This is a genomic window from Parabacteroides sp. HGS0025 (assembly GCF_000969845.1).
Classification (GTDB): domain Bacteria; phylum Bacteroidota; class Bacteroidia; order Bacteroidales; family Tannerellaceae; genus Parabacteroides; species Parabacteroides gordonii.
This window is the reverse complement of the sequence record NZ_KQ033902.1, coordinates 3,386,057-3,401,774: the sequence shown is the minus strand read 5'-3', so window position 1 is coordinate 3,401,774 and position 15,718 is coordinate 3,386,057. Positions and strand designations below refer to the sequence as shown.

13 protein-coding genes and 1 CRISPR repeat array are annotated in these 15,718 nt (G+C 44.6%); of the genes, 5 read left to right on the top strand and 8 right to left on the bottom strand.

All coding sequences use genetic code 11. From position 1 onward, the window contains the following. Positions 1-17: 17 nt before the first annotated feature. The 5 genes from uvrA (at position 18) to nhaA (ending at position 6,551) form a co-directional block, all read left to right on the top strand. Positions 18-2,864 (top strand): excinuclease ABC subunit UvrA, encoded by a 2,847-nt coding sequence (gene uvrA, locus HMPREF1212_RS13455; protein ID WP_046149701.1) that lies wholly within the window; start codon positions 18-20, stop codon positions 2,862-2,864. 152 nt (positions 2,865-3,016) lie between these two features. Further along, on the top strand, positions 3,017-3,235 hold the full coding sequence (locus tag HMPREF1212_RS13450) for a hypothetical protein (RefSeq protein WP_028726734.1): 219 nt from the start codon (positions 3,017-3,019) through the stop codon (positions 3,233-3,235). A gap of 3 nt (positions 3,236-3,238) precedes the next feature. After that, positions 3,239-3,835 (top strand): IMPACT family protein, encoded by a 597-nt coding sequence (locus HMPREF1212_RS13445; protein ID WP_046149700.1) that lies wholly within the window; start codon positions 3,239-3,241, stop codon positions 3,833-3,835. A gap of 103 nt (positions 3,836-3,938) precedes the next feature. Continuing rightward, on the top strand, positions 3,939-5,144 hold the full coding sequence (locus HMPREF1212_RS13440) for a cation:proton antiporter family protein (protein WP_046149699.1): 1,206 nt from the start codon (positions 3,939-3,941) through the stop codon (positions 5,142-5,144). A 60-nt stretch (positions 5,145-5,204) separates the two neighbouring features. Further along, complete coding sequence (nhaA, locus tag HMPREF1212_RS13435) at positions 5,205-6,551, top strand: Na+/H+ antiporter NhaA (RefSeq protein WP_046149698.1); 1,347 nt, start codon at positions 5,205-5,207, stop codon at positions 6,549-6,551. Positions 6,552-6,563: 12 nt separating this feature from the next. Here nhaA and HMPREF1212_RS13430 read toward each other — a convergent pair whose 3' ends face one another. The 8 genes from HMPREF1212_RS13430 to cas6 all read right to left on the bottom strand — a co-directional run bounded on the left by HMPREF1212_RS13430 (position 6,564) and on the right by cas6 (position 15,137). Beyond that, positions 6,564-7,004, bottom strand: coding sequence for a Riean_0653 family protein (locus HMPREF1212_RS13430; RefSeq protein WP_046149697.1), 441 nt, complete (start codon positions 7,002-7,004; stop codon positions 6,564-6,566). Between the two features lie 29 nt (positions 7,005-7,033). Beyond that, a complete protein-coding gene (locus HMPREF1212_RS13425; protein WP_046149696.1) occupies positions 7,034-7,684 on the bottom strand; it encodes an outer membrane beta-barrel protein in 651 nt (216 codons plus the stop codon). Positions 7,685-7,816: 132 nt separating this feature from the next. After that, positions 7,817-9,088 carry a hypothetical protein gene (locus HMPREF1212_RS13420; RefSeq protein ID WP_028726728.1) on the bottom strand — a complete coding sequence of 424 codons (1,272 nt, stop codon included), beginning with the start codon at positions 9,086-9,088 and terminating at the stop codon, positions 7,817-7,819. A gap of 216 nt (positions 9,089-9,304) precedes the next feature. Beyond that, positions 9,305-10,372 (bottom strand): CRISPR-associated protein Cas7/Cst2/DevR, subtype I-B/TNEAP, encoded by a 1,068-nt coding sequence (locus HMPREF1212_RS13415; RefSeq protein WP_046149695.1) that lies wholly within the window; start codon positions 10,370-10,372, stop codon positions 9,305-9,307. Between the two features lie 20 nt (positions 10,373-10,392). After that, entirely contained in the window at positions 10,393-11,712 is a 1,320-nt protein-coding gene (locus tag HMPREF1212_RS13410; protein ID WP_046149694.1) for a hypothetical protein, read from the bottom strand. 2 nt (positions 11,713-11,714) lie between these two features. Continuing rightward, positions 11,715-13,877 (bottom strand): CRISPR-associated helicase/endonuclease Cas3, encoded by a 2,163-nt coding sequence (locus tag HMPREF1212_RS13405; protein WP_046149693.1) that lies wholly within the window; start codon positions 13,875-13,877, stop codon positions 11,715-11,717. Next, entirely contained in the window at positions 13,874-14,467 is a 594-nt protein-coding gene (locus tag HMPREF1212_RS13400; protein WP_052724994.1) for a hypothetical protein, read from the bottom strand. Before HMPREF1212_RS13400 ends, HMPREF1212_RS13405 begins: the two co-directional genes overlap by 4 nt. A 10-nt stretch (positions 14,468-14,477) precedes the next feature. Beyond that, complete coding sequence (gene cas6 / locus HMPREF1212_RS13395) at positions 14,478-15,137, bottom strand: CRISPR-associated endoribonuclease Cas6 (RefSeq protein WP_028726724.1); 660 nt, start codon at positions 15,135-15,137, stop codon at positions 14,478-14,480. Between the two features lie 221 nt (positions 15,138-15,358). Further along, positions 15,359-15,718: a CRISPR direct-repeat array (repeat unit 28 nt; unit sequence CTTTAAATACCACTAAGGTACAATTAAA).

Here is a 15,718-nt window from a genome sequence, read left to right as displayed (position 1 = left end):
CGCCGATAGTAAAGAGTATGAACGATAAGAATGCACTGGAGGGCGGGCGTATTTCCGTTTTAGGCGCCCGTGTCCATAATTTAAAGAATATAGACGTAGAGATACCGAGAAACAAACTCACCGTGATAACCGGGATGAGCGGTAGCGGAAAGTCGTCGTTGGCTTTCGATACGATTTTCGCGGAAGGACAGCGCCGTTACGTGGAGACATTCTCTGCTTATGCGCGTAACTTCCTCGGGAATATGGAACGTCCCGATGTGGATAAGATCACAGGCCTGAGCCCGGTTATCTCCATCGAACAGAAAACGACGAACAAAAACCCCCGTTCGACTGTCGGTACCACTACCGAGGTGTACGATTTCCTTCGTCTGCTTTATGCCCGGGCGGGAGAGGCCTATTCGTACCTGAGCGGCGAGAAGATGGTAAAATATACGGAGGAGAAGATACTCAACCTGATCCTCGAACATTACAGCGGAAAGAAAACTTATCTGCTGGCTCCGCTGGTTCGTAACCGTAAGGGGCATTATAAGGAACTGTTCGAGCAGGTGCGTAAGAAAGGCTATCTGAATGTCCGCGTCGATGGCGAGCTGAAAGAGATTTTCCACGGGATGAAGCTCGACCGTTACAAGATGCACAGTATCGAGGTGGTGATCGACAAAATGGTTGTCTCCGCCTCCGACGAGCGACGCCTGAAGGAAAGCCTGCGTGTCGCCATGAAGCAGGGGGATGGCCTGGTGCTGATCCTGGATGCCGATACGGACGAAGTGCGCCATTACAGCCGCCAGTTGATGGATCCGGCCACCGGGTTGTCTTACAGCGAACCGGCTCCCCACAACTTCTCCTTCAACTCCCCGCAGGGAGCTTGTCCGAAGTGTAAAGGCCTGGGGCAGGTGAACCTGCTGGATATGGAAAAGATCGTACCCGACCCTTCCCTCAGTATCTACAATGGAGGGATAGTCGCCCTCGGAAAATATAAGAATTCATTGATCTTCTGGCAGATCGAAGCCCTGTGCGAAAAGCATGGCGTGACGATCAAGACACCGATCAAGGATGTACCGGAAGAAGCGATGGACGAGATCATGAACGGGACGGACGAACGCCTGCAGATCAAGAATGAATCGCTCGGTTCTTCCAATTACTTCCTTTCTTACGAGGGAGTAGCCAAATACATTCTGATGCAGCAGGAAAGCGAGGCTTCTGCTTCTGCCCAGAAATGGGCAGGCCAGTTCATCAAAATGACTACTTGTCCCGAATGCAACGGCCAGCGTCTGAACAAGGAAGCGCTGCATTACCGGATTGCCGGCAAGAATATCGCCGAACTGTCTGCTATGGATATCGCCGAACTGTATGAATGGCTGGACGGAGTGGAAGCGAAGCTCGACCAGAAACAGATACAGATCGCTACCGAGATATTGAAAGAGATCCGTTCGCGTCTGAAGTTCCTGCTCGATGTGGGACTGGATTACCTTTCGTTGAACCGTGCGTCGGCAAGCCTTTCCGGTGGAGAGAGCCAGCGTATCCGCCTGGCTACCCAGATCGGCAGCCAGCTGGTGAATGTGCTCTATATCCTGGATGAGCCGAGTATCGGCTTGCACCAGCGCGATAATGTCCGCCTGATCAATTCGCTGAAGGAACTGCGCGATACCGGCAACTCGGTCGTCGTAGTGGAACACGATAAAGATATGATGCTGAATGCCGACTATGTGGTCGACATGGGGCCGAAAGCCGGCCGCCTGGGAGGAGAGGTCGTTTACGAAGGAACGCCCCAGGATATGCTGAAAGTAAATACGTTGACCTCTGCCTACCTGAACGGGGAGACAGAGATCGCGATCCCTACCGAACGCCGGCAGGGAAACGGTAAGTTCATCACGATAAAAGGTGCCAGCGGGAACAATCTGAAGAAAGTGGACGTCACCTTCCCTCTGGGGACGCTGATCTGTGTGACCGGTGTGTCCGGCAGCGGGAAATCGACCCTGATCAACCGTACCCTGCAACCGATCCTGAGCCAGCATTTCTATCGGTCGCTGGAAGATCCGTTACCTTATAAGTCGATCGAAGGTATCGACAATGTGGATAAGATCGTCAATGTCGACCAGTCGCCTATCGGGCGTTCGCCGCGAAGTAATCCGGCCACGTATACAGGAGTCTTTTCCGATATCCGTAACCTTTTTGTCGATCTTCCGGAATCGAAGGTGAGGGGCTACAAACCCGGGCGTTTCTCGTTCAATGTCTCCGGCGGACGCTGTGAAACCTGCAAGGGTAACGGGTACAAGACGATAGAAATGAATTTCCTTCCCGATGTATTGGTTCCCTGCGAAGACTGTCATGGCAAGCGGTATAACCGTGAAACCCTGGAAGTCCGTTTCCGCGGTAAATCCATCGCAGACGTACTGGATATGACGATCAATATGGCTGTGGAATTCTTTGAGAATATCCCGACCATCCTGTCGAAGATCAAAGTCCTGCAGGACGTAGGGCTGGGTTATATCAAACTCGGACAACCTTCCACTACCTTATCGGGCGGAGAAAGCCAACGTGTGAAGCTGGCAACCGAACTGGCTAAGAAGGATACCGGTAATACATTATATGTACTGGACGAACCGACTACCGGACTTCATTTCGAAGATATCCGTGTCCTGCTGGGTGTCCTCAACAAACTGGTCGAGAAGGGCAACACCATCATCGTGATCGAGCATAACCTCGACGTAATCAAATGTGCTGACTACCTGATTGACATGGGCCCCGAAGGCGGCCGTAAAGGCGGCCAGCTCTTATTCGCCGGTACACCCGAAGAAATGGTTAAGAAAAAGTCAAAGAGCTATACGGCTCCGTTCCTGAAGGAGGAGCTGAAGGCGGCGAAATAGGTTAGTAGTGCTACGAACAGTCACTTAGTAGTGCTACCTGGGTTATCTTAGTAGTGCTACTCTACCTGTCTTAGTAGTGTTGTTAACCCGGCATAGGTAACCTGGCCGGACAAGTGTGTGGAAAATAATTTAATTAATAAAGAAATTAGAGAATGAAGAATCCTATCCAAATGATCAAGCAATGCGTGGAAAAGGAAGAACCCTATTTCCTGCTGCGCGGACAAGATATATGTGCTTTGGCAGCCATTGAAACATACTATGCCGAAGTAAAGAAGAATGTTAAAGATCCTTACTTTATCGAGGAGATCGAAGAGATAATGAAAGACTTCCGGGCTTTCCGGGAAGAACAGCAAACCCATATCCCGGATTGATCGATGGCAAACGACAGTTACAGAACCATTCAGCAAGTAGCCGAGGGCTATTACACGGAAAAGCGAAGCCGCTTTATCTCGTATGCCATCCCTGTGCGTACGGTAGAAGAGGTGAAAGAGGAACTGGATAAATACCGGAAACAATATTACGATGCCCGCCATGTCTGCTGGGCTTATATGCTGGGAGCCGACCGGCAAACTTTCCGGGCAAACGACGACGGGGAACCGTCTTCTACGGCCGGTAAACCGATCCTGGGACAGATCAATTCCAATGAGTTAACGGATATCCTGATTATCGTTGTCCGTTATTTCGGAGGGATCGAGTTGGGCACCAGCGGCCTGATCGTCGCATACCGCACCGCTGCGGCCGAAGCGATTGCCGCCGCCGAGATCGAGGAACGCACGGTCGACGAAGACATTACAGTTGCGTTCGAATACCCCTATCTGAACGGGATTATGCGGATAGTGAAAGAAGATAACCCCCAGATTGTGTCACAAAAGTTTGAAATGGACTGTGAAATGACCTTGCGCATCCGGAAGGGAGAAGCCGAACGGCTTAAGAACCGATTATTGAAAGTGGAGTCGGCCTATCTCAAGTAAATTATTAATAATCTGAAACATGGGTTATCGGCTATTTTCGATTTGAGAGGATTTGCTTATTTTTGTTCTCTCAAAATCTAAACAAAAAATAGCTGATAGAATAATGAGGAAGATCCTTTTATTTTCTTTTTTCTTGGTGATTGGTCTGGTCGTGTCGCAATTTCTTCCTACACTGGTAGGAGATAGTTATTCGATGGTGAAGACAGTATCCAATACACTATTGTATGTGTGTCTGGCCTTTATTATGATCAACGTAGGCCGGGAGTTTGAAATGGACAAGACCCGTTGGAAATCTTATACGGAGGATTACTTTATCGCAATGGCTACCGCAGCCTTCCCCTGGATATTTGTTGCATTGTATTATATGTTCGTGCTGTTGCCCGACATCTACTGGTCGAGCGGCGAGGCCTGGAAAGAGAACCTGTTGTTAAGCCGTTTTGCTGCGCCTACTTCCGCCGGGATCTTGTTCACTATGCTTGCTGCCGCCGGGTTAAAAGCATCGTGGGTCTATAAAAAGGTACAGGTATTGGCCATTTTCGACGACCTCGATACTATTTTGCTGATGATCCCGCTTCAGATCATGATGGTGGGAATGCGTTGGCAGCTGGGTGTTATTATCCTGATCGTGATGGTATTGCTTACGCTCGGATGGAAGAAGATGGGGTCTTATAACATGCGTCAGGACTGGAAGGCTATCCTGCTCTATGCGGTAATTACGCTGGCGATTACGCAGGGTGTCTACCTCGTGTCCAAACATTTTTACGGCGAAGAGGCCAGCATCCATATCGAAGTGCTGCTGCCGGCATTTGTCCTGGGTATGATTATGAAACATAAGCATATCGACACCAAAGTGGAGCACAATGTGGCTACGGCGATATCTTTCCTGTTCATGTTCCTGGTGGGAGTCAGTATGCCGGTGTTCTTTGGCGTCGACTTTGCCAAGCAATCGGCCGAAGCTGCAACGATTACGGGAGCACAGCCGATGATGTCGTGGCCGATGATCCTGCTGCACGTTCTGGTTGTTTCTTTCCTATCGAATATCGGAAAGCTATTCCCGCTGTTCTTTTATCGCGACAGACGCAAACGTGAACGTTTGGCCTTGTCGATCGGTATGTTTACACGCGGTGAAGTAGGGGCAGGGATTATATTTATAGCCCTTGGTTATAATTTAGGTGGGCCTGCACTGATGATTTCTGTGCTTACTATTGTGTTTAATTTAATTTTAACTGGTATATTTGTCGTCTGGGTGGAGAAACTTACCCGCAGTGCCTATCAGCTTGAGATGGCTGAGAAGCAGCTCGAAAAATAACAGTTAGGAATATAACCGGAGACAGGCCAGCAAGCTGTCTCCGCAAACTTTAAACACATAATGGATCGTACTATTAATGTTATCCTGAAACCATTGCGCCGCTTCGCTACACAGAAGTCGAGTGCCAGTTTTTTATTGTTTATGGCCACTATTCTGGCTATGTTACTGGCAAACTCGCCTTGGGCGGATGCTTATCACCACATCTTATCTTATCCTATAGACCTTCAGATCGGTAAATTCAATCTGTTTGCCCATCACGGGGAACCGATGCCTATGTTGGCTTTCGTGAATGATGCCCTGATGGCTGTATTCTTTTTTGTGATAGGGTTGGAGATAAAGCAAGAGGTACTGATAGGTGAACTTAGTTCGATGCGTAAGGCGATCCTTCCGGTCATAGCCGCTTGCGGTGGGATGATCGTGCCGGTTCTTTTCTATATCCTCGTTTGTAATACTTCTCCGGAGATACGTGGTGCTGCTATTCCGATGGCTACCGATATCGCTTTTGCCCTTGCTGTTTTGGGGCTGTTGGGTAAACGGGTACCTCTGGGTATGCGTATTTTCCTGACGGCACTGGCGGTTGTCGACGATATTGGCGGTATAATTATTATTGCCTTGTTTTATAGCGGCGACATTGCCTATCAACCTCTGCTCATTTCGTTGGCGTTGCTGGCATTATTATATGTAGGAGGGAAGATGCGGATCAATAATAACCTGTTTTATTATGTGGTCGGTTTCTTTGTATGGGTGTTGTTCCTGGAGTCAGGTATTCATCCGACCATCGCGGGGGTATTGGTGGCATTCACCGTTCCTGCCCGCCCGAAGATTAACCTGGATGATTTTACCTGTGATATGACCGGCTATCTGAATATGCTGGATTATACGGAGGTACGCCAGTCCAAGAAAGCGGCGGTGCTGACGCCGACACAGATACAGGTGCTGAATAATATACATTCGCTGGCCGATAAAACGATCAGTCCGTTGCAGAGTATTGCCGACAAACTGCATCCTTTGGTCAACTACCTGATCCTTCCGTTGTTTGCGTTTGTCAATGCCGGTGTTACGTTCGGGGATATCCAGCCGGCGTCGTTGGTAAATGTTCCGTTGGCTGTCCTTGCCGGTCTGTTTATCGGAAAGACACTGGGAATTTTCTCTTTCACTTATCTTTTTGCCCGTACGAGCATAGGCTCTTTACCGACAGGAATGACCCGCATGAATTTGTTCGGCGTGTCGATGCTGGGCGGTATCGGATTTACGGTAGCCCTGTTTATCGCCAACCTCTCATTTGCAGGCATGGGCGATGCAGGTATCGACTTGCTGAACCAGGCAAAACTGGGTGTCTTTGCCGGCTCATTCATCTCCGGCCTTTGCGGCTACCTGATTTTGAAGAAGGTGTTGCCGAAAGAGTAGTGGTGAATCTTTTTACTTACTGTAGTGCACATCAAACCGTCCGAAAGTGACACGTTCGCCTTCAAATCGTCCGCTGATGATTTGCGCGGTGCTGTCAAAGCGGGTGATAAAGACTTTTCCGTCTGATAGAGCTTCGTCGCCCCATGTAAATTGGGTATAAGGAATTTCTTTGTTCTCTTCCGGATTATCCAGACAGAAGCTGATGGTCATGTCTGCTTTCACCCATACATTTACCTGCATGGTTTTATTGTAGGAGATATAGTCGAAGTTGATAGAAGGCTGGGTGAGCGGGCTATATCTGCCGCCAACGTATAACCAACTGTCTACCAGGCATCCGAAAGTATCAGCGCCGATCGTAGTTTCTTCCGGCATCACGGTGATATCTACTGATTCATCTTCCGTACAGGAGAAAAGAAAAGGAATGAGGCATAAGAGAAATATATACTTTTTCATGATGTGACGAATTTAATGATTGCTTCTACTTAAAAATGATAACCCAGACCGAGTGATATGTTTAACCTGGAAACGTTCAGCCGTTCTTCCGACGGGAACCTGACCAGAATCGTTTCTCCGTGATATTTCGAATTTACTTTCCTGAGATTAGTCAGTATATACTGTAGATCGGCAGAGATACCCCAATGAGAAGATAGCATATATTCAGCATTAACTCCAATATTTCCGGCAAAGCGTCCACCGGTTACCCGGCGATCTTTTTCATATACCGTACTGTTGTTTCTATATCGCAGATAACCGGTTCCTGCACTCAGGCGTATATTCATCCGTTCGTTGTTTAAACAATACAAAGCGAATTGCGGTGCTATATAATGTGTATATACATGGTCGGAACTATGTTCTAACGAACCTTTCGAACTGTATCCGGAGTATAGCAAACCAAAGCCGATCATCTTCTTAAAATGCCAATGGTATTGTGCATCCCAGGAAATGCCCGAACAGAGGTCACGCTCATAACTATGGGCTGAATTTGTCAAACCGGCTGTTCCGCTCAACATATTGGCATATCCCGTATGCAGGGATATGGAGTGCGGGTTGTTTACCGGGTTTTCGGCATATGAAGGCCAGGAGATTAGTGATATGCAGAAGATAGTCAGATAGAGTAACTCTTTTGGTTTCATAAGAATTAGAATTTATATATTGCACAAATATATAAAAGATTATTGTTTGATTAGGCATGGAATTGAGGTAAAAAGAAACGGCACCAACTTCGTAATGAGCTGGCGCCGTTGTTTTTATGGATATAAGACGGATTATTGCATACGACGGATTTTGCCGTAATCGAAGTTATCGTCCAGATATTCATCTTCAGTGAATTTGTATCCCTGAGGCCCCCAGTTACCCATAGCGAGCATGGCAATCATTGTCATTGGATTAAAGTTGGTCATATCTCCACCTGCTGCTTCCAATGGAATGGATACCATCTGTTTGCGCATGGAGTGGCCATAATTCTCATTGATCACCATATTGCGATATAAAGCAAGCACTCCGTTACCTTGTTCTTTACGATCCCAGGCCAGCACATAAGTTCCATCATTAGCATTTGCCTTAGCCAGAATATTAGTTAGTTTAGGAGAGTTCTTATCAGCGATGATAAAGGTCACGAAACCTTTCTTGTCTACTTTCTGTAACTTTTCATCATAGACTGAGATATAAGAATAAGACTCGGAAGAACCTAAGCAGACAGACCAGTAACGTACGTCGGCAGTAGGATATTCACTCACACTCTTCGGTGCTGTAGGCGGTATGAAACTGAAAGTGGCAACTTCGCCTTCCTTCAGATTAATACGGGTGAATAAATATTCGGCCGGACTGTTCGGATACATCAGGTTCAGTGGAGCACGCATGAAAGGAAGTGGTTTTGCATCAGAAGAAAAGTCCATAGAAGGCAATTGCAATGACTCATGGATATTACATTTCTCGCGTTTCGGGAAACTTACTTCCTTACCGGTAGTTACATCGAAAGCCTGAATTTCCGGCATTTCTACACCGCCATATTCGTCACCGCTATATTGTTTTGCCAGATAAAGACGCATAAACGTAGAAACCATATTCAGCGTATCCGGAAATTCACACACATTCTTCATAGAAGCACGCATGCTTGTCGGAGTACTTTTGGGAATGATATAAATGGTATAGCCATTCGATCCATAATCTGCAGTCTCTTTAACATAAGGATTGACAGAACTGTCGTCCGGTTGTACATTCACATCTTCGATACTGGATACATCGATTTGTGTTTCATCATTATATACAGTGAAGTTAAAGAAACGTGCCTTTGGAAATTTCCCGGTCAGACGCAAACCGATGTTTGGATTATCTTTATAAGAATAGGTATATTCCCAATAATCGGCAAAAATGTCAGGGAAAGCCAATAAAGATTGGTCGTCTCCGCGGAGTGTTTTTCCCCATTGTTCTTTTGGCGCGGGATTTGGTTCCGGAGCGTTGTTGTCGTTGTCGTCATCACATGCAGTGAACAGCCCAAAAGCAAAGGCTATAGCTGCCAGGTAAAAAGTCTTTTTCATCTTTTTTGTTTATTAATTTTTTAACGGGGGACAAAAGTAACTGAATAAATATACCGGAACGAATCTTGCGTAAAGATGGAATGTCGATTATTAAATTTGGAATATAGATAGTTGAGGTTTACTGTCAAAATACGGCCAGCCACCGAAAATACGAAGGTGTAGATTTCTGTAGAAGATACCTCTTACCTTTTTCGTAAGAGATATCTTTATTGTGCGTTATAGTTGGTTTTCGTAATCGAAAGAAGAGATTAGTTCGATTAGTTTGTTTTCTGCTTTCTTTAGGGCATCCACGGAACCTATCGAGCCGGCAATATAACTATTGGCAATTGGAGTGATGAAAATATCGGCATGGGAGGTTTCATCTATTACAGGTTTGGCATCCGGCCTTTCGGTGTTGTCTTTCAAGTCACCGCGAATGGCATATGCTATTTGATTGGCATCATTGCTGATGGCTATGGCCACTGTCTCCATTAAGCTGAAGGTTCGCGCCTGATTGGATGTGATACGCCAGTTGATAATCGCTTTTGCGAGTGCTGGAATTATTTCTTCCCTTTTCTCTTTAGGACAGATCAGGCAGTTCCCGAAAATGTTTTTGCCTTCGATCCATCCCTCTTTCCTGAGTTTGGCTTCGATTTCGGGATAAAGTTCCGGTTCAAGTTTATTGGTGGAAACACAGAACAATGTCCTCAGATCGATGGCGATGTCATAAACAAAAAGACCGGATGCCCTGGTTTGATCCTGTATGAAAGCTCGGTTGGGAAGAGACCTGCTATTGGTTGTCAGCCATTCATCCAATTCTTCTTTACTTAGTTCGCCACCTCTTTTTTTGTTTTCCATCCAATAGACCTTGACAGTATGGTGTTCCGGATGTGATGTCCTGTCGAAGGTGATATTTTCAGTCGGTGACTCGATACCGCCCAATAAAGGATGAAGCGGTCGCATGGCCGAAACAGATAAGGGGCTGCGACGCTTTACCGTCATACTGCCGCTTTCTGCTTTCATATATCCACCCAATAGTTGATCCGTAAAAGAAGGATCGCACGGAGAGTGGGGCTCTTTCTGGTTTGCCTTATTTTCTTTTTTGTCGATTTCCCAGTTGAATGTTATTGCTGCGAAAGGCATATTCAACGCCTCTATAACGGAGCGTTTTACCTGCTGGCCGCTGGAATAGGCCATTCTTTTCCCGAACTGAGGATCAAAGTAGTATTTCTGTCCGTCATTTACACCGAATACTGTATGTTCCGCATGGCGAAGGCCACGTAAGTAGATAAAAGGATTGTCCATAACTATAGGTATTAAGAAGTTTAATTTTTTGATTTCCAGTAAGTATATTCAAAGTCAATCAGAGTCATGAATAGAGGAAAAGAGTCTTTAGGAATATAGAAAGCTTCTATAAAGGCTTTTCTGAATACCTCATTGTCTGATGATTCATATTCCATTATTTCTTTGAGTTTTTGTCCGAAGAGCTCGAGTTTATTGGCCTTTCTTACTTCTTTCGACAAGTTTGAGTAAACAGTTTTGCCCTTTTCCGCAGTTCGTTCAAACTCTATAAGAGCCTTTGCAACCGCAGTTGCCAGTTCCAGTAGTTCTGTTTTGTTTATCATAGCAATAATCCATATTTTATATAGTTCATAATTGATATACGATTCTTCATTGTTGAATTTGTATTCTTTCCCTTGCGCATAAGGCATGGAACCTATGGGGAAATACTGTCTCAACTTATCGGGTTCAATCGCTTTTAATCCGATAGTACCTTGTTTGCAAGCTGATTTGAAGTTGTAGTAGGTGTTAAACGACTCTATTTCTTCATCAGACAGGATACTTTGCTTTCCGTCGAAAAATAGTTTATCCCTGAAGTCGAACAAAGAGTGGACTTCGGGGAGATAGAGATTGATAAACCCCAGCGTTGTGTTTGTCTGGGATAGATTATAAGAATAAGCAGTTATTACCTTATCGGGGTATTTCTTGGATAAAGCCATGATGATCTCAAGCCAGGGCTTGGTCGGTATGGCGAGATTACCCATCGATTCGGTAAGCATGATATGAAAGCTTTTGTACGGAGTTAGATCATTATAGAACTTCCGGCACCAATGGGATAACCAATGTCCGTTCCATGTTTCGATCTGTTTGTCTTTGACATTGGGTGTTTGATTCAGATACTTCCTATAGTATTTCCAACCGCAAAACAGTTGCCATAAAATGTCCGGTTCGTCCAGCAAGATGGCAAAACCTCCGCTTACCCCAATGGCAAGCGCTTCGCCGATCCAGGAGGCATACATCTCGTTTCTATCGATAAAGGTTTGTACTTCGGATATCTGTCCGGAGGTTGTTCCTTCCATATCTTTTGCCGCATATCCGACAAAGATCGACATGTTCGGTTCGTCGCCGGCTATGGCCGTTTTCAGATTATTATATTGGGCGAGCGGCTTACTGCCATATTTTTTTACATCTTCTTCTCTCGGCTTTTGGAAAAAAGGAGAATTGCTGACATGTATCAGATGCCTTTCGTCATTGAAAAACAAATTGAAGAATATCCGGTCAAAGAACTCCTCTGCGGAAATATCCGTATGCATCTTCTCATTATATATCTTCAGGAACTTTTTACCGATGTAGCTTGTATACATATCTAAATGAATTTATCATGTTCCACTAATTGTAATCCAAAAATCTCATACTCTGCCTGCGACATGGGAACGACAAAAGGATTTGCTCCTATATCCTGCAACTGTTCGTATTTGTTCCTGTATCGGGAGATCGTTTTCCAGTTAACAGGTATTTCCATATTGATCCGCTCTTCCCAGGTGGCAGTGATGTAGTTATCCCTGTCGGCGGATAGTATGCAGGTCGCACTTTCTATTTCCAATGCTTTCAAGAGGACAGCTTCAGTCCGGCTGGTCAGGTTTATAAGCGAGAAGTCTCCGTCTTTTACAGCCAGGTGAATATCGATCTCCTTTGTATCGACCGATCGATATACATTGTCTATTTTTTCCTGCAGACATCTTTCCTGCAAAATATCCCCGTTGTCCGGCAGTTGGTCGAAACTACGTTTCAGTAGCTCCATTTTGTAAGGAAGCACATTCCCTTCGGGAGAGATCACATGAATCGGCCTGTAAACCCGGTGATTGACTGCTACTCTTTTTCTGTTTATTCTTCCGAATCGCTGTATCAGACTATCCAGAGGAGCGCATTGGGTAATCATCCTGTCGAAACTGATATCCAGACTGACTTCTACCACCTGTGTCGAAACGACTAGGCAGGGGCATTTCCCGTTCCTGTGTTCTTTCCCGTCGCCGTTGAATTCTTCTTTCAGTAGCTTTTCAAGTTTAACGCGGTCGCTTCGTTTGAAGCGGCTATGGATAAGCATCATGGGGATATCAGGAAATTCTTTCCTGAATTCCTTGAAAGCAGCCTGCGCTTTGTTGACGGTATTGTAAATGACGAGTACTTTCTCTTTTTCCTTAAAGGCATTCGCCAGGATAGGGGAGACGTTATCCTCACTGTCGAGTTTGAATATCTGATGGCGGTCGAATGTGTCCAGTATTTCATCCGGTAGTTTGACTTCATATACATTCTTTTTTCCACCCAGTATTTCCAGTAACTGTTTGTATAAAGCGGAAGGCATTGTAGCTGTTCCGATATGGATACGGCATTCAAACCTTAAAAGTGCTTTGACGATTTCCAGTACCATTGCTTGCGAGTAGTCTGAATAAGTATGTATCTCATCCAGGATGATATCACACCCCTTGATATCCAGTATGATACTTTCAAAACCGAAAGTACCGAAAATAATGGACGACAGTTGATGGGGCGTCAACACTTTGATGCTAGATCCGATCAATGGTTGTAACATCCTTTCTTCCATATTCTCTCCGACAACGATCTTCGATGTTGCATGCAGCAAACGGATATCCTTGTTGGGAATAGTTGCTTTTAGCCTTTCCCACATAGCATTTATGGAAGCTTGGAAAGGAAGGGTGTAAAATATGCGGCCTTTACATCTTTTCAATAGAAAATCGGTCTTTCCTGCACCTGTCGATGCGACTACCAAAGTGTGCGGGCGTTTGTTGTCTACCCCGATCAATGACAGGGGATATAGAGGATTTATCCGCTCCGTTCTAAAATAGCCGGACAGATCCGGTACTTCGAATATAGACTCAAGTTCCTTTTGAGTAGATGAAGAAAAAGCGGAAGCAAAATGATCTGCAGCCATTAATAAACCTCTCCAAACTGACCATCCGAAAGTCTGCGATTCGCAATACTCCACAGTATAAAGTAAAGCCTGCCGGGCTTCTTCCCGATCTATTCCGGAACATGGATATCCGAATCTATTCAATATCAGTATTCCGTATTGGCTCCATTCTTCCCAGTCCTGTAAATGATTGTCTAGCCAATGGCGATCCCCCGGGACAATATCTAAAATACCTCTTCGCCGGGGATCGTCTATTATAGATTTATGATGGGCTACAACCATTTCTATCAGCGTATCCCATTCCCATCTCGGAAAGGCTGGTAGGAATGCCAAAGATGACAATTCATGTCGATGGATGAATTTAGTACGCCTGTTCGACAGTGAACCGTCAACAGTCTTATTCATCCGGTTCTGAAAATACTTATGTGCTTTACCCAAATCGTGTAAAGTCGCTCCTTTGAGGGCTATCTCCGTATCAAAAGGAAAATCTGTTCGCTTGGCGAAGACTTCGATAGCCCACCGGGTATGCAGGCTATGTTCAAGAAGTGAAACATGACCATTATCAGGACTTTTTGCCAGTATTTCGTCGATAGATTTCATAGGGTACTTCTGATCGGGTTACCTTTTACATGTAATATTCCATACATCTCTTCACCTCCGTGATATCTGTTATATCCGGCTTTGAACCCTTTTTCTTTATCAGAAGGTATCCACTCGAAACCGTCTATCTGTTCAAAATCGTCAAGTGACATTTCGGTAGGACGATCCGGTAATAATATATCTTCATTTCTGCATAAACAGATCGATTGTTTTGCTGCGCGCGATGCATCGTCATAGTTCTCAAAGGCGAGATATAAATGGGGGTATAGGAGAACGCCACGGGTAATGATACTGATGTTTTTAGGAATATAATAAACATTCCCTTGTGCATCTTTCTTTTTCTCTTTGACAAACCCACCTTTAGACCAGGTTCGTTCCTGTTGCGAATCCAACCCGCAATAGTTAAGACGGTATCTGCTTATCTTTTGAACTCTTTCCGTCGTATTCAGTAACTCCGGGAAAAGTTTTTTTTCGATCCCCTCTATCGTGGACGTTATCAGGAATTGCAGACTGAATGTTTCACTATCCCTGACTGCTGTCCAGGGCTTGATAAATCCAAAAGGACCTGAGTATTTTACTACGTAATACATGATGTAATTGTTAGATTATTGAACCGCAACCACTACCGGTTAAAGAGCCAATGCCGCAATTCCATGCGAAGGCTTTTGTCAGAGGTGTACCTTCAATGATAAGAGGACACATGCTGCATTTGTTACTGATATTATGGATAGTAATGAGTTTTTCTTTTTTATTGGGATAACTAAGGTCAAACTCAATCTTTAGGGACGGATCTTCCGGAAGTCCGGCAATCTGCATTTTGCGTCTTAATGTTTCGGCCATCATCTCTCCGGTATTCTCGTCTTTATATGTAAAGTGTTTATGGTTGCCATCACAAAAACGTTTTATAAAGATGGGGCTTCCGAGTTGGAAATGATTTTGGGTGGATAGATCGGGAGTTTCCTGAATAACAATCCTTTCTACTTTCATTCCGCAAAACATATCTGGTGAGTCCATGATTGCATTTATTATGGTCTTGACATAATTCTCCTCACAAAAAGAGATAAACCAATTGGCTCCATAAGGAAAATGAAGTCCATTTTTGTATCTTTTTCCTCCCTTTAACCATGAGAAGGAGTATAAGGATATTTTATCATGTAGTTCGTTTGTTCCGAGCCAGCGATGCAATACACCAAGAAGTTTCTGCTGGTAATTGAAAGGTACGAGTTCGTTGTTGGCGCTCGTTGATAAATGTATTCTCATATAGTAATTCTGGTATTATATTTAGGTTATATATTATATAAGGTATAGATATAATCTAAGTAAGTTAATAGTATACTAAGTTTCTCCCAAATATAGTCATATATTTGGTCTGGCCTATGAATTTATTGCTTTTTTTGTGGCATTAAAGGATGGCTCCTCCCTTTGAAGAGAGAATTGTCTTTGATTAACAGATGGTTTCGCTGTTAGAAAAAGTTAGAAAAAGATTTATACCACTAAGGTACAATTAAACCATTCCCTACACGGAAACCTACATAAGCATTTGGTTTCTTTAAATACCACTAAGGTACAATTAAACCCTGTCAGACCTTGGAGAGCTTGCCTACAAAGACGCTGCTTTAAATACCACTAAGGTACAATTAAACCCTTCCGGTATAGTAGTGTTCTCCTGAATGTACTGCCTTTAAATACCACTAAGGTACAATTAAACCCTGCATAGATTCATCAATAGTGTTCAAATACTTCTCAACTTTAAATACCACTAAGGTACAATTAAACCAAATAAGCGTTGAGAACGGCACATTCGTTCTTAATTCTTTAAATACCACTAAGGTACAATTAAA

Excerpts from the sequence above, each read along its gene's own strand:
- uvrA (WP_046149701.1), top strand. The coding sequence starts at position 18 with ATGAACGATAAGAATGCACTGGAGGGCGGGCGTATTTCCGTTTTAGGC.
- HMPREF1212_RS13450 (WP_028726734.1), top strand. The coding sequence starts at position 3,017 with ATGAAGAATCCTATCCAAATGATCAAGCAATGCGTGGAAAAGGAAGAA.
- HMPREF1212_RS13445 (WP_046149700.1), top strand. The coding sequence starts at position 3,239 with ATGGCAAACGACAGTTACAGAACCATTCAGCAAGTAGCCGAGGGCTAT.
- HMPREF1212_RS13440 (WP_046149699.1), top strand. The coding sequence starts at position 3,939 with ATGAGGAAGATCCTTTTATTTTCTTTTTTCTTGGTGATTGGTCTGGTC.
- nhaA (WP_046149698.1), top strand. The coding sequence starts at position 5,205 with ATGGATCGTACTATTAATGTTATCCTGAAACCATTGCGCCGCTTCGCT.
- HMPREF1212_RS13430 (WP_046149697.1), bottom strand. The coding sequence starts at position 7,004 with ATGAAAAAGTATATATTTCTCTTATGCCTCATTCCTTTTCTTTTCTCC.
- HMPREF1212_RS13425 (WP_046149696.1), bottom strand. The coding sequence starts at position 7,684 with ATGAAACCAAAAGAGTTACTCTATCTGACTATCTTCTGCATATCACTA.
- HMPREF1212_RS13420 (WP_028726728.1), bottom strand. The coding sequence starts at position 9,088 with ATGAAAAAGACTTTTTACCTGGCAGCTATAGCCTTTGCTTTTGGGCTG.
- HMPREF1212_RS13415 (WP_046149695.1), bottom strand. The coding sequence starts at position 10,372 with ATGGACAATCCTTTTATCTACTTACGTGGCCTTCGCCATGCGGAACAT.
- HMPREF1212_RS13410 (WP_046149694.1), bottom strand. The coding sequence starts at position 11,712 with ATGTATACAAGCTACATCGGTAAAAAGTTCCTGAAGATATATAATGAG.
- HMPREF1212_RS13405 (WP_046149693.1), bottom strand. The coding sequence starts at position 13,877 with ATGAAATCTATCGACGAAATACTGGCAAAAAGTCCTGATAATGGTCAT.
- HMPREF1212_RS13400 (WP_052724994.1), bottom strand. The coding sequence starts at position 14,467 with ATGTATTACGTAGTAAAATACTCAGGTCCTTTTGGATTTATCAAGCCC.
- cas6 (WP_028726724.1), bottom strand. The coding sequence starts at position 15,137 with ATGAGAATACATTTATCAACGAGCGCCAACAACGAACTCGTACCTTTC.